This is a genomic window from Thauera aminoaromatica (genome assembly GCF_000021765.1).
Lineage (GTDB): Bacteria > Pseudomonadota > Gammaproteobacteria > Burkholderiales > Rhodocyclaceae > Thauera > Thauera aminoaromatica.
Genome location: NC_011662.2, coordinates 448,657 through 465,828, shown reverse-complemented (window position 1 = coordinate 465,828; position 17,172 = coordinate 448,657). Strand labels below are relative to the sequence as shown.

Sequence of the window (17,172 nt, the reverse complement as noted above, 5' to 3'; positions counted from 1 at the left end):
CCACCCTCTCGATCACGACAGCCAGCGCTTGCGGCGCTTGTAGTGCTTGATGTCGCGGAAGCTCTTCATCTCGCCGTGCCCGCCCATGCCGAGGTAGAACTCGCGCACGTCCTGGTCGCCGGCGAGACGCTCGGCCGGGCCGTCGGTGACGACCTTGCCGTTCTCCATGATGTAGCCGTAGTGCGCCACCGCCAGCGCCACCGAGGCGTTCTGCTCCACCAGCAGCATCGACACCTTCTGCTCGGCGTTGATGCGGGCGATGATGCGGAAGATGTTCTCCACCAGCAGCGGCGCGAGGCCCAGCGAGGGCTCGTCGAGCAGGATCAGCCTGGGGCGGGCGATCAGCGCGCGGCCGATCGCCAGCATCTGCTGCTCGCCGCCCGACAGATAGCCGGCGAGGCCGTTGCGGCGCTCGTACAGGCGCGGGAAGTATTCATAGACGAGCTCCTTGTCGGCCTTCTCGCCCTTGCGCCCGGTGAGTGCGTAGGTGGCGGCGACGAGGTTCTCCTCGACGCTGAGGTCCTCGAACACGCGGCGCCCCTCCATCACGTGGAAGAGCCCCGCGCGCACCAGCTCGTGCGGCTTGGAATCCGCCAGCGGCCTGCCCTCGAAGCGGATCTCGCCGCGCGTCAGCTCGCCGTTCTCCAGCCCGAGGAGGCCGGAGACGGTCTTGAGCGTGGTGCTCTTGCCGGCGCCGTTGGAGCCGAGCAGGGCGACGATCTGCCCGCGCGGCACCGCCAGCGAGAGGCCGCGCAGCACCTGCACCGCCTTGTTGTAGATCACCTCGATGTTGTTCACCTCGAGGACGGATTCGGCCGCACTCATCGCTTACTCCAGCACGATCCAGTCGGAGGCCGGCACCATGCGCCTGGCCTTGGTGTCGGCGCGGTAGATGCGGCCGACCGGGATGGTGTTGCCGCGGAGGGTGACGGGCACGCCGATCAGGCCGCCGGTGTCGAAATTCTCGATCGAGTTGAGCGCCGCCTTGAGGTTGGCCGCGCTCATCTCCTTGCCTGCGGCCAGCGTGCGGCGGGCCGACTCGGCGTACAGCATGGCCGACAGGAAGCCCTGGATGTAGGGCACGTTCTGGTACTCGGGACGCATCGCGCGGATCTTGTCGAGCATCGGCGCCGGTGCGCTCTGGTCGTAGTAGTAGTTGTAGGGCATCACGCCCATGAAGCCTTCGGCGAGCTCGCCCATCTGCATCACGGTCGAGTTGTCCATGGTCCAGAAGGTGCCCATGAACTGGGTGTCCAGGCCCATCTGGCGCGCCTGGCCGATGAATTCGGGGATGGGGCCGAGGATGTAGCCGTGGAAGATGGTGAAGTCGGGCCGCGCGCGGCGCAGCTTGGCGATCTCGGTGGACACATCGACCGCGCCCGGCGGGGTCATGATCTCGATGGCGACGTCGAGCCCGAGTGCCTTGGCCACGCCGCGGCTGGTCTCGATCGGGTCGCGGCCGAACTCGGTGTCGGAATGGACGAAGGCCACCTTGGCGCCGGGCTTCTGCTGGGCGATGTAGCGCAGCAGGATGCCGAACTGCTGGGTGTAGTCCGGGCCGGCGACGAACTGGTAAGGGTACTTCTTCGGGTCGTTGAGCTCGGTGGCGAAGGAGGCGCCCGACATGATCATCGAGCCGGCGCGGTCGAGCTCGGGGTTGATGGTCTTGCTGAAGGCGGTGGAGTCGCCGTAGTAGAAGTTCACCTTGTTCTGGCTGGTGATCTTCTTGAACGCCGCCACCGACTGGTCGACCTTGTAGGCGCTGTCCTCGGGCACGTAGCGCAGCGTGTGGCCTGCGATGCCGCCGGCGGCGTTGACCATCTTCACGTAATCCTGGATGCCGGCGTGGATGCCGATGCCCGCGAAGGCGAACACGCCGCTCATCGGGATGGAGCCGCCGATGACGATCTCCTTGTCGGCCGCCCGGGCTGCGGGCAGGCCGGCTGTGGCGGAGAGGATCGCGGTGGCCAGCAGGCTCTTGAGTACGGTTCTTCTCATGCTTGTCTCCTTCTCTTGATATGGGGTGAAGCGGTGCGGCGAGGAAAGCTCAGGCGCGGAACGGCCAGAGGTGGAAGAAGCGGCGGATGCGGCGCCAGATCTCCTGCAGGCCGAGCGGCTCGAACACCAGGAAGCCGACGATCAGCACGCCGAACACGATGGTGCGCACCGGCGACAGGATCAGCGTGGCGTCGGCCGACAGCGGCAGCCAGCCGACGACGAGCTTCAGCGCCTCGGGCACCATGGTCATGAAGACCGCGCCGAGGATGGCGCCGAGGATGGTGCCCATGCCGCCGACGATGACCGCGGCGAGGAAGAAGATCGACAGGATCAGCGGGAAGCTCTCCGGCGTGACCACGCGGAAGAAGTAGGCCCACATCCCGCCCGCCACCCCGGCGTAGAAGGACGACAGACCGAAGGACAGCAGCTTGTAGCGCAGCAGCGGAATGCCCAGCACCTCGGCGGAGATGTCGCGGTCGCGGATGGCGATGAAGGCGCGGCCGATGCGGGTGCGGAAGAGGTTGGCCGCGCCGGCCACCATCAGGATGGTGATCGGCACGAACAGCCAGTACAGGCGGAAGGAGGTGTCGAAGCTGAGGCCGAGGATCTCCGCCGGCACCAGGGTGATGCCCGCATGGCCGCCGGTGACCGCATGCCAGTTGGCGAACACGAAGTGCAGCACCACCGAGGCGGCGATGGTCGCGATCGCCAGGTACAGGCCCTTGACCCGCAGCGAGGGCAGGCCCACCACCAGCCCGCCGAGCATGGCGACGAAGCCGCCGGCGAGCAGGTTGAGGAGTACCGGCGCGCCCAGCTTCTGCTCCAGCGCGGCGACGGTGTAGGCACCGATGCCCATGAAGGCGGCCTGGCCCAGGCTCACCAGCCCGGTGTAGCCGGTGAGGATGTTGAGCCCGGTGGTGCTGGCGATGTTGATCGCCACCAGGCAGGCGAGGTAGAGCCAGTACTCGTCGGCGAGGAAGGGGAAGCCGATCAGCGCGACGGCGAGGATCGCCAGCCAGGCGTGCTGGGTGCGGCTGTCGAACAGCGCCTCGTCGTGGCGGTAGCTAGAGCGTGCGGTTCCGATGCGCATTACAGCCTCTCGATTTCGTGGGTGCCGAACAGTCCGTAGGGACGGACCAGCAGCACGACGATCAGGATCAGGAAGGTGGCCAGCAGCTTGTACTCGCCGCCGAGGAAGCCGCCCGCGAGCGACTCGACGACACCGATGAGGAGGCCGGCGACCAGCGCGCCGAGCACGCTGTCGAGGCCGCCGACGATCACCACCACCAGCACCGACAGGCCGAACACCCCCATCGTCGAGGAGATGCCGCCCACCGCGCCGACGATGACGCCGGCGATCGCCGCGATCATCGCCGCCACCGTCCAGGACAGCGAGAACACCTTGGGCACGTCGATGCCCATCGAGTAGGCCGCCTGCTGGTCCGAGGCCGTCGCCCGCAGCGCAACGCCGCCGCGCCAGAAGCGGAACACCGCCAGCGCCACGCCGATCAGCACGGCCGCGACGAGGAAGCCGTAGAACACCTTGGACGGCACGAAGGCCTCGCCGATCATCACCGGCGTCGCGGGCATGAACTCCGGCAGGCGGCGCGGCTCCGAGGTCCAGATCAGCTCGACGACGCCGACCAGGATGGAGGCCAGGCCCACGGTGACCATGAAGACCGCGATCGGCGACTCGCCCAGCATGGGGCGGATCGCCACGCGCTCGAGCAGTGCGCCGGCCCCGCCGCTGCCGATCACTGCGACCAGGATCGCCAGCCACATCGGCAGGTTCATGGCGGTGGCCAGGCCGAAGCACAGGTAGGCGCCGATCATCAGCATCTCGCCGATGGCCAGGTTCACCACCCGCGTGGCCTTGTAGATCATCACGAAGGCGAGGCCGGTCAGCGCGTACAGGCCGCCGGCACCGAGGCCGGCGAGCATGATCTCGGCGAGGAACAGCCAGTCGAATTCCAGGCTCATCTCAGGCCTCCACGGCAAGCGCTTGGTGGAGGCGCTGACGCAGCTCGGAGACCTCGCCCGAGCCCAGGTAGGCCTTGATCACCTCGGGGTCGGCCTGCACCTCGGCCGGCGTGCCGTCGGCGATGACCTGGCCGAAGTTGAGCACCACGACGTGGTCGGAGAGGTCCATGACCATGCCCATGTCGTGCTCGACCATCAGTACCGTCACGCCCCACTCCTCGCGCACGTCGAGGATGAAGCGCGCCATGTCCTCGGTCTCCTCGCGGTTCATGCCCGCCACGGGCTCGTCGAGCATCAGCACCTTGGGTCGCATCGCCAGCGCGCGCGCCATCTCCACCCGCTTCTGCAGCCCGTAGGAGAGGACCGACACCGGCATGTGGCGGATGTGGTCGATCTCGAGGAAGTCGATGATGCGTTCCTCGATCTCCTCGCGCAGCTTCATCTCTTCGTGCCGGGCGCGGCCGAAATAGACCAGCGCATCGAAGACGTTGGTGCGCAAGTGGGCGTGACGACCGAGCTTGATGTTGTCGAGCACGGTCATACCGCGGAACAGCGCGATGTTCTGGAAGCTGCGCGCCAGGCCCAGCCGGGCGCGCTCGGGCGGGCGGGTGGCGGTGATGTCCGCGCCCTGGAAGCGGATGCGCCCCACCGAGGGCTTGTAGAAACCGGAGATCGTGTTGAACAGCGAGGTCTTACCCGCGCCGTTCGGACCGATGACGGTGGTGATGGACCCCGGAGCGACTTCGAAGCCCACGTCGGTCAGCGCCTTGATGCCGCCAAACGACAATGTGAGCCCCTCGACCTCGAGGATCGGACTGGCCTTGCCTGGATGCACCTTGTCTCCTCCTGCCGGCCACCTCTTTGCGGGTGACCTGTGCGTGCTGTGCTTTAATTGCCAGCGAGCGCGACCACACGAGAGGCCTCGAACCGCCGACGCAGACATAAAACTTTTCGCTGCAGCTATTTGCACGCCATACTAGGCAGTATGGCCGACCTTGTGGATGACAGAACCGGCCAATCGATTGACATTTTCTGCCACCAATCTCTTGCACATGAACGAGCGTCAGCACGCACCGGCGGTCACCGTCTCCATCCGCATGGTCTGCCAGATCCTGGATCGGCTGGGTGAGCACAGGCCGCTGGCCCTGGAATGCGTCGAGCGCGCCGGGATCGCTTCCGCGCTGCTGGAACACGAATCGGCCCGTGTGACGGTCGAGCAGTTCGCGCTCTTCTACCGCACCCTCGCGGTCGAACTCGACGACGAGACGCCAGGGCTGTTCTCACGCCCGCTGCGCCCTGGCACGCTGAAGTTCCTGTGCCTTGGAATGCTCGACGCCGCCAACCTGCGCGTCGCGCTGCACCGCTTCTGCTGGTTTTTCCGCCTGGTGCTGGACGATCTGCACTTCGAGCTGGGTGAGGACGAGGGCCTGAGCCGCATCGCGCTCGTCGAGCGCGTTGCGCTCCAACCCCACCGCCCCCTGATCCTCGAATTGATGCTGATGCTGGTGCAGGGCATCGCTTCGTGGATGATCGAGCGCAAGCTCCTGTTCGCGCGCGTGGATCTCGCCTATCCGGCGCCGCCGCATGCGGGTGAGTACATCAACATGTTCGCCGGCCCGGCCTGCTTCGATCGCCCGCTCACCGCGCTCTACATCGAGCCGGCCTTCATGGACGCCCCGATCCGCCAGGACAAGGCCGCGCTGTCGGCCTTCCTGCGCAAGGCGCCGATGGACTGGATCCACGTCTCCGTGAGCGAGCGGCTGTTCACGCACCGCGTGCGCGATCTGCTCGAAGCCGGGCTGGGAAGCCCGCAGTCCGTGGAAGACGTTGCCCGTATGCTGCACATCTCGGCGCGCACGCTCGCCCGCCGGCTCGATGCGGAAGGAACGCACTTCCAGGCGGTCAAGGACGCGCTGCGCCGCGACGTCGCCATCGCGCGGATCTCGCGCACCGACGAGCCGATCGGCAGCATCGGCGCCGATCTCGGCTTCGACGATCCCGCGGCTTTCAATCGCGCCTTCAAGCAATGGACGGGATCCCCGCCAGGCAGCTACCGCAGGGCGGGGGCGGGCCGCTGAGCCTGTGACGTGGTCGCCGAACGGACGGCGGCCGCGTTCGCGCCTTGCGGCGCGCGTACCCGGGGACGGGTCCGCGGGGGCTCAACCCCTGCGTTCTGCGTAGACGGCACGACGCCCCAGGCACGGATGTGTGCGTGGGGCGTTGTGTTGGTGTGGTTAGTCTGACGATGACCTACTTTCACGAGGGCGGACCTCACTATCATCGGCGCATGTGCGTTTCACGGTCCTGTTCGGGAAGGGAAGGGGTGGTTCCACACAGCTATGGTCGTCAGACTTTGACTTGTTGCCTGCGTGGTTTGCAGGCCAAAGTTAGGAAGAAGTGTTGTGTGATTGTCTGGTTGCGTTGTTTTGGCAACCAGGGGGTTGAGTTCGTTTTGTTTTGAAGGTTATAGGATCAAGCCACACGGGCAATTAGTACCGGTTAGCTGAACGTGTTGCCACGCTTACACACCCGGCCTATCAACGTTGTGGTCTTCAACGACCCTTCAGGGGGCTCGAGGCCCCGGGGAAGTCTCATCTTGAGGCGAGTTTCCCGCTTAGATGCTTTCAGCGGTTATCTCTTCCGCACATAGCTACCCGGCGATGCGACTGGCGTCACAACCGGTACACCAGGGGTGCGTCCACTCCGGTCCTCTCGTACTAGGAGCAGGCCCTCTCAAACTTCCAGCGCCCACGGCAGATAGGGACCAAACTGTCTCACGACGTTTTAAACCCAGCTCACGTACCACTTTAAATGGCGAACAGCCATACCCTTGGGACCGGCTACAGCCCCAGGATGTGATGAGCCGACATCGAGGTGCCAAACTCCGCCGTCGATGTGAACTCTTGGGCGGAATCAGCCTGTTATCCCCAGAGTACCTTTTATCCGTTGAGCGATGGCCCTTCCATACAGAACCACCGGATCACTATGACCTGCTTTCGCACCTGCTCGACTTGTGGGTCTCGCAGTCAAGCCACCTTTTGCCATTGCACTATCAGTACGATGTCCGACCGTACCTAGGTGACCTTCGTACTCCTCCGTTACCTTTTGGGAGGAGACCGCCCCAGTCAAACTGCCCACCATGCACGGTCCCCGACCTGGATTCACAGGCCTGGGTTAGAACCTCGACGACACCAGGGTGGTATTTCAAGGTTGGCTCCACCGGAACTGGCGTCCCGGTTTCAAAGCCTCCCACCTATCCTACACAAGTCCCGTCAAAGTCCAATGCAAAGCTACAGTAAAGGTTCATGGGGTCTTTCCGTCTAGCCGCGGGGAGATTGCATCTTCACAAACATTTCAACTTCGCTGAGTCTCAGGAGGAGACAGTGTGGCCATCGTTACGCCATTCGTGCAGGTCGGAACTTACCCGACAAGGAATTTCGCTACCTTAGGACCGTTATAGTTACGGCCGCCGTTTACCGGGGCTTCGATCAAGAGCTTGCACCCCATCACTTAACCTTCCGGCACCGGGCAGGCGTCACACCCTATACGTCCACTTTCGTGTTTGCAGAGTGCTGTGTTTTTAATAAACAGTCGCAGCCACCGATTCTCTGCGACCCCGTTCCGCTCCGGCCGCGAGGGCCTTCACGTACCAGGGGCATACCTTCTCCCGAAGTTACGGTATCAATTTGCCGAGTTCCTTCTCCTGAGTTCTCTCAAGCGCCTTGGTATTCTCTACCAGCCCACCTGTGTCGGTTTGCGGTACGGTCACTCTTAGACTGAAGCTTAGAGGCTTTTCCTGGAAGCTGGGTATCACTCGCTTCGGATCCGAGGATCCTCGTCATCACGCCTCATCTAAGCCACGCGGATTTGCCTACGCGGCACGACTACACGCTTAAACCACCTATTCCAACAGATGGCCGAGCTAACCTTCTCCGTCCCCCCATCGCATCTAAGAGCGGTACAGGAATATTGACCTGTTTCCCATCGACTACGCATTTCTGCCTCGCCTTAGGGGCCGACTCACCCTGCGCCGATGAACGTTGCGCAGGAAACCTTGGGCTTACGGCGAGGGTGCTTTTCACACCCTTTATCGCTACTCATGTCAGCATTCGCACTTCCGATACCTCCAGCATCCCTTACGAGACACCTTCGCAGGCTTACGGAACGCTCCCCTACCACGTGTCAAAGACACATCCGCAGCTTCGGTTCATGGCTTGAGCCCCGTTACATCTTCCGCGCAGGACGACTCGACTAGTGAGCTATTACGCTTTCTTTAAAGGATGGCTGCTTCTAAGCCAACCTCCTAGCTGTCTATGCCTTCCCACCTCGTTTGCCACTTAGCCATGCATTTGGGACCTTAGCTGGCGGTCTGGGTTGTTTCCCTCTTGACACCGGACGTTAGCACCCGATGTCTGTCTGCCGTATATCACTTTGCGGTATTCGGAGTTTGCTATCGCGGGGTAGATCGCAATGACCCCCCCAACGATTACAGTGCTCTACCCCCGCAAGTGTCCGTACGACGCACTACCTAAATAGTTTTCGGGGAGAACCAGCTATTTCCGGATTTGTTTAGCCTTTCACCCCTATCCACAGCTCATCCCCTAACTTTTCAACGTTAGTGGGTTCGGACCTCCAGTACCTGTTACGGCACCTTCATCCTGGCCATGGATAGATCATCCGGTTTCGGGTCTACGCCCAGCTACTCTGACGCCCTTATCAGACTCGCTTTCGCTACGCCTCCCCTATTCGGTTAAGCTCGCAACTGAACGTAAGTCGCTGACCCATTATACAAAAGGTACGCAGTCACCCCTTTCGAGGCTCCCACTGTTTGTATGCATGCGGTTTCAGGATCTATTTCACTCCCCTCCCGGGGTTCTTTTCGCCTTTCCCTCACGGTACTGGTTCACTATCGGTCGATCACGAGTATTTAGCCTTGGAGGATGGTCCCCCCATCTTCAGACAGGATTTCTCGTGTCCCGCCCTACTTGTCGCACGCTCAGACCCGCCACCGGCTTTTCGCATACGGGACTATCACCCTGTATCGTCGGACTTTCCAGACCGTTTTGCTAAGCTGATGGTTTAGTCGTGCAGGCTCTTCCGTGTTCGCTCGCCACTACTTACGGAATCTCGGTTGATTTCTTTTCCTCGAGCTACTTAGATGTTTCAGTTCGCTCGGTTCGCCTCTACACACCTATGTATTCAGTGTGAGATGACCCTTGCGGGCCGGGTTTCCCCATTCGGACATCGTGGGATCAATGCTCTATTGCCAGCTCCCCCACGCTTTTCGCAGGCTTACACGTCCTTCATCGCCTGTGATCGCCAAGGCATCCACCACATGCACTTAGTCGCTTGATCCTATAACCTTGGACCCTCTTCGATGTTGCCATCCCGAAGGCCCGCGTACAGGAACGAACTCGTTTGTGCGATCCAGCCTGCGCTGACAAGCTCAGCCTGGATCGATGCAATCACACAACTTGCAGTACGCACCGGCTCGGTACGTACTACACTTCTTCCACTTTGTTAAAGAGCAAACCTCTACGCGCGACAGCCGAAGCTGCCGACCAAGAAGTAAGAGATGACGACGCCACGATCTTCGAGCGCCATCGACATCTCTTACTTCTCGAACCTGTTGCTTGGACAGTCCTGGTGGAGCTGGTCGGGATCGAACCGACGACCTACGGCTTGCAAAGCCGCCGCTCTCCCAGCTGAGCTACAGCCCCCCTGTCTCGAGCAACCCTTGATTGGTGGGTCTGGTTGGGTTCGAACCAACGACCCCCGCCTTATCAAGACGGTGCTCTAACCAGCTGAGCTACAGACCCTCATCCGAGGCTCTTCTCGCCTGAACAACCGATAAGTTGTGGATACTTGGCCATCATGGCCTGATCTCTTGAAAGGAGGTGATCCAGCCGCACCTTCCGATACGGCTACCTTGTTACGACTTCACCCCAGTCATGAATCTCACCGTGGTAAGCGCCCTCCCGAAGGTTAAGCTACCTACTTCTGGTGAAACCCACTCCCATGGTGTGACGGGCGGTGTGTACAAGACCCGGGAACGTATTCACCGCAGCATGCTGATCTGCGATTACTAGCGATTCCGACTTCACGTAGTCGAGTTGCAGACTACGATCCGGACTACGATCGGCTTTAAGGGATTGGCTCCACCTCGCGGCTTGGCAACCCTCTGTACCGACCATTGTATGACGTGTGAAGCCCTACCCATAAGGGCCATGAGGACTTGACGTCATCCCCACCTTCCTCCGGTTTGTCACCGGCAGTCTCACTAGAGTGCCCAACCAAATGATGGCAACTAGTGACAAGGGTTGCGCTCGTTGCGGGACTTAACCCAACATCTCACGACACGAGCTGACGACAGCCATGCAGCACCTGTGTTCTGGCTCCCGAAGGCACCCTCGCCTCTCAGCAAGGTTCCAGACATGTCAAGGGTAGGTAAGGTTTTTCGCGTTGCATCGAATTAATCCACATCATCCACCGCTTGTGCGGGTCCCCGTCAATTCCTTTGAGTTTTAACCTTGCGGCCGTACTCCCCAGGCGGTCGACTTCACGCGTTAGCTGCGTCACTCAGTGCATTGCTGCTCCGAACGACTAGTCGACATCGTTTAGGGCGTGGACTACCAGGGTATCTAATCCTGTTTGCTCCCCACGCTTTCGTGCATGAGCGTCAGTACAGGCCCAGGGGGCTGCCTTCGCCATCGGTGTTCCTCCTGATCTCTACGCATTTCACTGCTACACCAGGAATTCCACCCCCCTCTGCCGTACTCTAGCCTTGCAGTCACAAACGCAGTTCCCAGGTTAAGCCCGGGGATTTCACATCTGTCTTACAAAACCGCCTGCGCACGCTTTACGCCCAGTAATTCCGATTAACGCTCGCACCCTACGTATTACCGCGGCTGCTGGCACGTAGTTAGCCGGTGCTTCTTAGTCCGGTACCGTCATCCATGGCCTATGTTAGAGACCACGATTTCTTCCCGGCCGAAAGAGCTTTACAACCCGAAGGCCTTCTTCACTCACGCGGCATGGCTGGATCAGGCTTGCGCCCATTGTCCAAAATTCCCCACTGCTGCCTCCCGTAGGAGTCTGGGCCGTGTCTCAGTCCCAGTGTGGCGGATCATCCTCTCAGACCCGCTACGGATCGTCGCCTAGGTGAGCCTTTACCTCACCTACTAGCTAATCCGACATCGGCCGCTCCAATCGCGCGAGGTTCCGAAGAATCCCCCGCTTTCCCCCTCAGGGCGTATGCGGTATTAGCGTAGCTTTCGCTACGTTATCCCCCACGACATGGGCACGTTCCGATGCATTACTCACCCGTTCGCCACTCGCCGGCAGGCCGAAGCCCCCGCTGCCGTTCGACTTGCATGTGTAAAGCATGCCGCCAGCGTTCAATCTGAGCCAGGATCAAACTCTTAAGTTCAATCCAGCAAAGTACTCAAAATACTGACTTACATCAGCATGAGCACCAATCATTGTGATACCTATGCGACCAAAGTCGCCGACCACAACAACCAAGCACCCACACTTATCGGTTGTCCAAGTTTTTAAAGATCTGCCGTCTTGCAGCAAGGAAAGAATTCAGCTGCTTTCCTGTTTCGCCGATTCGCTGTTGCGTTCGGGAAGCCGCGCATTATAGAGACCCGAGAAAATCCGTCAACACAAAATGAATCGAAGATTCTTATGAGTCGATTCCGGCGCCCGGACCGTGGATCTGCGCGCCCGCGCTCGGGCCGGTGGCGGGCGGCCGGGTGTCGAGGTACAGGGCCTCGACCTGTGCGCGCGCCCACGGCGTGCGGTGCAGGAACTCGGGCCGGAGGCGATGCCGGGTTCGTGATCGAAGCCGCGGATGCTCACCCGCCGCCGAGCGTCGGCAAGCCGAGCCGGTCTGCGCGTCGGAAGAGGACCTCCTCCAGCGTGAGACCGTGGAAGGAGTTGTCGGGCCGTCGGCGGGTCATGGCGTGGTCGCTCAGCCTCCCAGCGCGGCGACGTCCCGGGGCACGACGCCCAGGTCCCGCCAGCTGTCCGGGTGGCAACTGAACAGCAGGATCTGATGCCGGTCGGCAGCATCGAACAGCACCCGCTTCATGTTGCCGAGGCGCTCGACGTCGCTGTGCACCAGCGCATCGTCCAGGATCACGAGCGTCGGCCGGCCGGCCTCGCGCAACAGGTCGGCGTAGGCGAGGCGACTGATCAGGCCCATCTGCTCGCGCGCGCCGAAGCTCAGCTCGGCGAATCGGCCACGCTCTTCCCCGCCGTGGCCCTGGCGCACCAGGATCTCCGGCACGAGCGCCTCGTCCACGCTCAGGCTGGCCTCCGGAAACAGCAGTTGCAGATAGCGGTTCAGGTGGCGCTGCAAGGGCGCCTGCAGCTGACGGGTGAGCTGCAGGCGGTGATCCGTCAGACGGACGAGCAGGAGGTCCAGCGCGCGGGCACGCCGCGTGAGCTCGTCGCTACGGCGCGCAGCACGCGCCAGCTCGACGTCCAGTTCCGCGCTGCGCTCCTCCAGGCCCTCCGCCCCGAGCGCCTCCAGGCTGGCCCGGAGGCGCTCGAGTTCGAGGCGGCGCTGCTCGGCGGCCTTCTCCGCCGCATCCGCACTGCGCGTGAAGCGTTCGACGTCCTGGCGCAGGACGCCGGGATTGGCCTGATCGATCTGCTTCTGCCGTTCTCGCAGGGCCTGGTCGAGCCGGTTCTCGCCGGCACGCAGCTCCAGCAGCTGGTCCTCGGCCTGCTTTTCGCGCGCCTTGCGATCCGCGCCCTGCAGCTCGCCGTCGAGCCGGCTCCACTCGGCCCGGGCACTCTCCAGCGCCTGCGTGGCGAGCAGGAGCGCACTGCGGAAGCCCGCCTCGTCGGCCTCGGCCGCCTTGAGGGACACCTCGGCAGCGTCGAGCTGCGCCTCGGCCCTGGACACCGAGAGGCTGTCTTCCTGCGGTTCGGGAAGGGCCCCGATCCGTTTGCCGAGATCCTCCCGGCGCGCCTGCGTGAGCTGCTTTCGACCCGCCAGCGCCTCGAGGCCCTCGGGCGCCAGCGACTCGAGCACCGATGCGTCGCGCTTGATGGACTCGTCGAGCTCGCGGCATTGCTCGTGGCGGGCATCCGCCGCGGCCAGCGAGTCCGCGCCGAGCGCGGACAGGAGGCTCGCCCTCTCGTCCGCCAGCCCCTGGCGCGCGCGCACCAGATCGGCGATGTCGTCGCCGCCGGGCAGGATGCGCAGGCTTCCCAGCTGCGCGACGAGGATCTCGGTCGGCTCCAGCAGGAGGCGCTCCCCCCGCCCGCTCAAGGGCTCGCCGCCCAAGGTGAGCGCGCCCACCTCGCGCAGGTCGAATTGCAGTCGGGTGGCGACCGCCTCCTGGCGGATGGCAAGCCGGGCGAGCTCCTCCTCCACCTTGCGCAGGCGCTTGAGCGCCTTGGCGTCGACCTGCAGGGACTGGCGCAACGCGCGCTGCCGCAGCCACCGCTCGTGCAGCTCGCGGGCGCGCGCCAGCGCCTGATCCAGGCCGGCGAGCTCGCCATCGACCTGCGCCAGCTCCCGTACCAGGTCCTTGCGTTGCTGATGCTCGCGAGCCAGCCTGACCGTCGCCCGGGCCGCTTCGAAGGCCTTGCGGGCATCGCCGAGCACACGCTCCACGGCCGGCCTGCGCGCATCCTGCGCGGCGAGCGCCTGTTCGGCCGCCTGGCGGTCGGCGGCGCGCCTGTGCAGGTCCTTGCGCTGCGCCTCGAAGCGGCCGAGCAGATCGAGGCTCGTGCGCATGCCGGCTTGGCAGGCCTGCAGCGCCTGCTGGTCGCGCTCCTGCTCGCGCTGCCAGGAGACGACCTCGGCCAGCCGGAGGTCAGCCGCCCTGGCCTGCTGCCGGTAGACCTCCCAGATGCGCTCGGACTCGTCGCGGGCCTGCTCCTCGCGCAGCTGCCCGAGCCGATCCACCTGCTGGCGATACTGCCGGATCCGCCCCTGCAGATCGGCGTGCTCGCGCGCGAGCCGCTCGTGCGCCTCGAGCGCCGCAGCGAAGTCGCCGGTGGGCCGGCCGGTGGCGGTCAGCAGGCGCGCGCGCTCCCGGGTGATCCGGGCGATCAGCTCGTCCCCCGCGGTGCTGGTCACCTCGCCGAGGCTGGCGCCCAGGACGGACTTCAGGTGGCTGCCCGCATGCTCGACCGGCTTGTGGATCTCCTGCCCGGCGCCCTGCTCGATCCACAGCAGGCCGGGGATGCCCCAGTGCTCCGGTCGGCTGGCCCCGCGCCCGGGGAACTCGAAGCCGAGCAGGTCCGCGAGCTTGTCCTCCGCCTCCTCGCCGCTGAACCCCACGCCGTCTACGCTGACATCGCAGCGCTTGCGCTTCAGGAAGCTCTTGACCAGCTTCCAGCGCTTGCCCTGCGACTCGAACTCCAGCTCGACCGTGGGCGCGGCGGCCGAATCGCCCCAGGGCTGCAGATCCTCCACGCTGGAGGACTTGTAGCGCTCGAAGAATGCAGCGCGGATCGCGCGCACCAGGGTGCTCTTGCCGGACTCGTTCGGTCCGGTGAAGAGGTTGATGCCGGGATCGAGATCGCGGATCTCTACGGGCTGCCGGAAGCGGCGCAGCTGTTCGACCTTCAGGCGCAGCAGCCTCATGCCGCAGCTCCCTGGGCCTGCGCCTCGAGCAGCAGCGCGGCGAGGATCGCCAGCGCCTCGCTCGCGACCTCCGCGTTCTCGCCATCCTGCTCCTCGCGCAGCTCGGCGATCACCCGGCCCACGTAGCCGTCTGCGTGCAGGGCGGCGAGATCATCCTCGGTGGGCTGCAGCCGCAGCCCGGAGAGGTCGGCGCGCAGGCTGCGGAACCTCGCCTCCGCCACCGAGAGCGCGGCTTCGAGCCGCTGCCTGCCGAGCAGGTGGATCTCGCCGGACAGGCTCAGGTCGACCACGGCAAGCTCGGGCAAGGCCTCCAGGCGGGCGATCGTGCCCTCGAGATCCGAGGCCACCGCCAGCTTTTCCTCGAGCGCGATCCAGGGGTGCCGGCCCACCGCCCGGACCTCCACTTCCGGCTCGGCCCCGACCGCGGGGATGTCCACGAGCAGCACATTGCCCGGATCGTTGGCCTTGAATCGGTCCTGCTCGGGCGTGCCGCTATACCAGGTGCGCGCATCGATCCGCCGTGTGCCGTGCCAGTCGCCGAGCGCGAGGTAATCCAGCGCGGCGCGGGTGGCGCGGTCGGCGGCGATCGGGTTGGGCGAGTCGATGTCCTCGGCGAGCACGCCCTGGACGCTGCCATGGGCGAGGCCGACGCGGACCAAGCCGGGCGCCGTCTCCGCGTGATCGAACCACGCGGTCTCGTCGGCCGGGGTCTGGCGCTGGGTGAGCGGCGCCGGCAGCACGACGAAACCGCGCTCGGGGAACGCCATCACCTGCGCGCCCAGCGCCAGATGCACATTGGGCGCCACGGCCCCGAGGCGGCGGGCGCGCGACCACACGCTCTCGGCCAGCGCCGCGTCGTGGTTGCCGGGGATCAGCACCCACGGGCCTGCATACGCCCCCATGGCGTTGAACAGCCGGCGGATCGTGCGATCGGACACCGTCTGCGCATCGAAGACATCCCCGGCCACCAGCACCGCATCCACCGCCTCCTGCCGCGCGATGCCCGCCAGGCGCTCCACCGCAGAGAAGCGCGCCTCGGCCAGCGCGAGCGCGTCCTCGGGCGCGAAGCGCGCGTACTGGCGGCCGATCTGCCAATCGGCGGTATGAAGAAAGCGCGGCATCGGTCCGTCCCCTGATCCAGCGGAAAGTCGTGCATGCACGGCCGCCGTCCCGGGGCTCCGATCACCGGACCCGGGCGCATGACCGATGCACATCCCTGTTTGTCACCGGCCGGCATGTTACACGCCGCCCGGCCCTGCGGCAGCCTGCCTCCGCGCCCTGCGCAGCGGCTCGAGCAGCCCGGCCAGATCGTTGTGGTCGAGCTCGTGCATCAGCGCGAGCAACTGGCCCAGCTGCCCTGGCGGGAAACCCTTGCGGGCGAACCACGCGAGGTAGTATCCCGGCAGATCCGCGATCACCCGCCCCTTGTACTTGCCGAAGGGCATCTCGCGCTCGAGCAGCAGCACCAGGTGTTCAGGATTCATCCGTTCGATCCGTTTTTCCGTGCCCATCCGCATTTCCGTGCCCAATTGCGAGCGCGGCCGCGCGCGCCGACGCTCCACTCTCCCACAAGGTGACCCGCTTGAGCCTCCATTCCTCCCCAGGCCTCGTCTTCGACACCCCGCCCATCGAGCTCGAGACCGGACCCGATCCCCGCTACAGCGTCATCTGGATGCACGGCCTGGGCGCGGACGGCAGCGATTTCGAGCCGGTCGTCCCGGCGCTGGCTCTGCCCCGCAGCCCCGCCGTGCGCTTCCTCTTTCCGCACGCCCCCTATCGTGCGGTCACCTGCAACGCCGGCTACGTCATGCGCGCCTGGTACGACATCGTCTCGCTCGCCCCGCACAGCCGCCAGATCGACGAGGCCGGACTGCTCGAATCGCGCACCCTCGTCCGCCAACTGATCCAGCGCGAGGCCGAGCGCGGCGTGCCCGGCGAGCGCGTCATCCTCGCCGGTTTCTCGCAGGGGGGCGCCGTGGCCTATCTGACCGGGCTCACCCACCCCACCCCGCTGGCCGGCATCATCGCGCTGTCGACCTACATCCCGAGCCCCGGGCTGCTGGTCGATGGGTTCGTGGAAGCGAATCGACAGGTTCCGGTCTTCGCCGCGCACGGCACCCACGACGATGTCGTCTCTCCCGCACTCGGAGAGCACGCGGTCGAGGTCCTCCGGCAGCTGGGCATCGAGCCGGAATGGCACCGCTACCCCTTGCCGCACTCGGTGAGCCTCGAGGAGATCGCCGACATCGGTCGGTGGCTGCGCACCCTCGTGCATTGACCGGAAGACCCGGCGAGACCCGCCGGCACGACGGCGCCAATGTCCACACCCATACGGCGGGCAATCGAGGCGCGCACCGCTTGTGCGTCGCGGACTTCGCCCTCGATCGCGCCGCAGCCACTTGCAGCCACCCATCTGCTCGACAGGCTCGCCTGCGGGAAAGCCACGCTCGACGAGTGGCTCAGGCCACACGTGCTGGCAAATGAGCCAAGTGGCGCCCGTCGCCCTTTCGCGCTTGCGGATCGGATCGGCCGTGTCCTTGGCTACTCCGTGATGGCGGCCGGCGCCGTCCCGCACCAGGATG

General features: G+C 64.6%; 10 protein-coding genes, 2 tRNA genes and 3 rRNA genes. 2 read left to right on the top strand and 13 right to left on the bottom strand.

Going from position 1 to position 17,172, the window contains the following annotated elements:
• Window positions 1-12: 12 nt before the first annotated feature.
• Genes TMZ1T_RS01950 through TMZ1T_RS01930 form a run of 5 tightly spaced genes read right to left on the bottom strand, consistent with a single transcriptional unit; the run spans window position 13 to window position 4,813 of the window.
• Window positions 13-825 (bottom strand): ABC transporter ATP-binding protein, encoded by an 813-nt coding sequence (locus TMZ1T_RS01950; RefSeq protein WP_004323273.1) that lies wholly within the window; start codon window positions 823-825, stop codon window positions 13-15.
• Window positions 826-828: 3 nt separating this feature from the next.
• The gene (locus tag TMZ1T_RS01945) at window positions 829-1,998 is read right to left on the bottom strand and encodes an ABC transporter substrate-binding protein (protein ID WP_004323274.1); all 1,170 of its coding nucleotides are present in this window, start codon (window positions 1,996-1,998) and stop codon (window positions 829-831) included.
• Window positions 1,999-2,047: 49 nt separating this feature from the next.
• Window positions 2,048-3,088: a branched-chain amino acid ABC transporter permease gene (locus TMZ1T_RS01940; protein ID WP_004323276.1), complete on the bottom strand. Its 1,041-nt coding sequence runs from the start codon at window positions 3,086-3,088 to the stop codon at window positions 2,048-2,050.
• Window positions 3,088-3,978 carry a branched-chain amino acid ABC transporter permease gene (locus TMZ1T_RS01935; RefSeq protein WP_004323278.1) on the bottom strand — a complete coding sequence of 297 codons (891 nt, stop codon included), beginning with the start codon at window positions 3,976-3,978 and terminating at the stop codon, window positions 3,088-3,090. Before TMZ1T_RS01935 ends, TMZ1T_RS01940 begins: the two co-directional genes overlap by 1 nt.
• Window position 3,979: 1 nt before the next feature.
• On the bottom strand, window positions 3,980-4,813 hold the full coding sequence (locus TMZ1T_RS01930; RefSeq protein ID WP_004323279.1) for an ABC transporter ATP-binding protein: 834 nt from the start codon (window positions 4,811-4,813) through the stop codon (window positions 3,980-3,982).
• Between the two features lie 217 nt (window positions 4,814-5,030).
• On the opposite strand from TMZ1T_RS01930, the gene TMZ1T_RS01925 reads away from it, so the two are divergent.
• A complete protein-coding gene (locus TMZ1T_RS01925) occupies window positions 5,031-6,056 on the top strand; it encodes an AraC family transcriptional regulator (protein ID WP_004323280.1) in 1,026 nt (341 codons plus the stop codon).
• 159 nt (window positions 6,057-6,215) lie between these two features.
• On the opposite strand, the gene rrf is transcribed toward TMZ1T_RS01925, so the two are convergent.
• The 8 genes from rrf to TMZ1T_RS01885 form a co-directional block, all read right to left on the bottom strand.
• Window positions 6,216-6,329, bottom strand: a 5S ribosomal RNA gene (rrf, locus tag TMZ1T_RS01920).
• Between the two features lie 117 nt (window positions 6,330-6,446).
• A 23S ribosomal RNA gene (locus TMZ1T_RS01915) occupies window positions 6,447-9,333 on the bottom strand.
• Between the two features lie 289 nt (window positions 9,334-9,622).
• Window positions 9,623-9,698, bottom strand: a tRNA-Ala gene (locus tag TMZ1T_RS01910).
• A gap of 22 nt (window positions 9,699-9,720) precedes the next feature.
• Window positions 9,721-9,797: transfer RNA gene (locus TMZ1T_RS01905), tRNA-Ile, on the bottom strand.
• Window positions 9,798-9,868: 71 nt separating this feature from the next.
• Window positions 9,869-11,407, bottom strand: a 16S ribosomal RNA gene (locus TMZ1T_RS01900).
• The 16S, 23S and 5S rRNA genes sit together here with 2 tRNA genes alongside, the layout of an rRNA operon.
• Before the next feature lie 546 nt (window positions 11,408-11,953).
• A complete protein-coding gene (locus TMZ1T_RS01895) occupies window positions 11,954-14,590 on the bottom strand; it encodes an AAA family ATPase (protein ID WP_004307182.1) in 2,637 nt (878 codons plus the stop codon).
• Window positions 14,587-15,711, bottom strand: a complete 1,125-nt coding sequence (locus TMZ1T_RS01890) for a metallophosphoesterase family protein (protein ID WP_004307180.1) — start codon at window positions 15,709-15,711, stop codon at window positions 14,587-14,589. The genes TMZ1T_RS01895 and TMZ1T_RS01890 overlap by 4 nt, the downstream gene beginning before the upstream one ends.
• A 117-nt stretch (window positions 15,712-15,828) precedes the next feature.
• Window positions 15,829-16,074: a DUF3820 family protein gene (locus TMZ1T_RS01885; protein ID WP_040828928.1), complete on the bottom strand. Its 246-nt coding sequence runs from the start codon at window positions 16,072-16,074 to the stop codon at window positions 15,829-15,831.
• 98 nt (window positions 16,075-16,172) lie between these two features.
• Here TMZ1T_RS01885 and TMZ1T_RS01880 point away from each other — a divergent pair, with 98 nt between their 5' ends.
• A complete protein-coding gene (locus TMZ1T_RS01880; RefSeq protein ID WP_004307177.1) occupies window positions 16,173-16,868 on the top strand; it encodes an alpha/beta hydrolase in 696 nt (231 codons plus the stop codon).
• The last annotated feature ends 304 nt before the right edge of the window (window positions 16,869-17,172 follow it).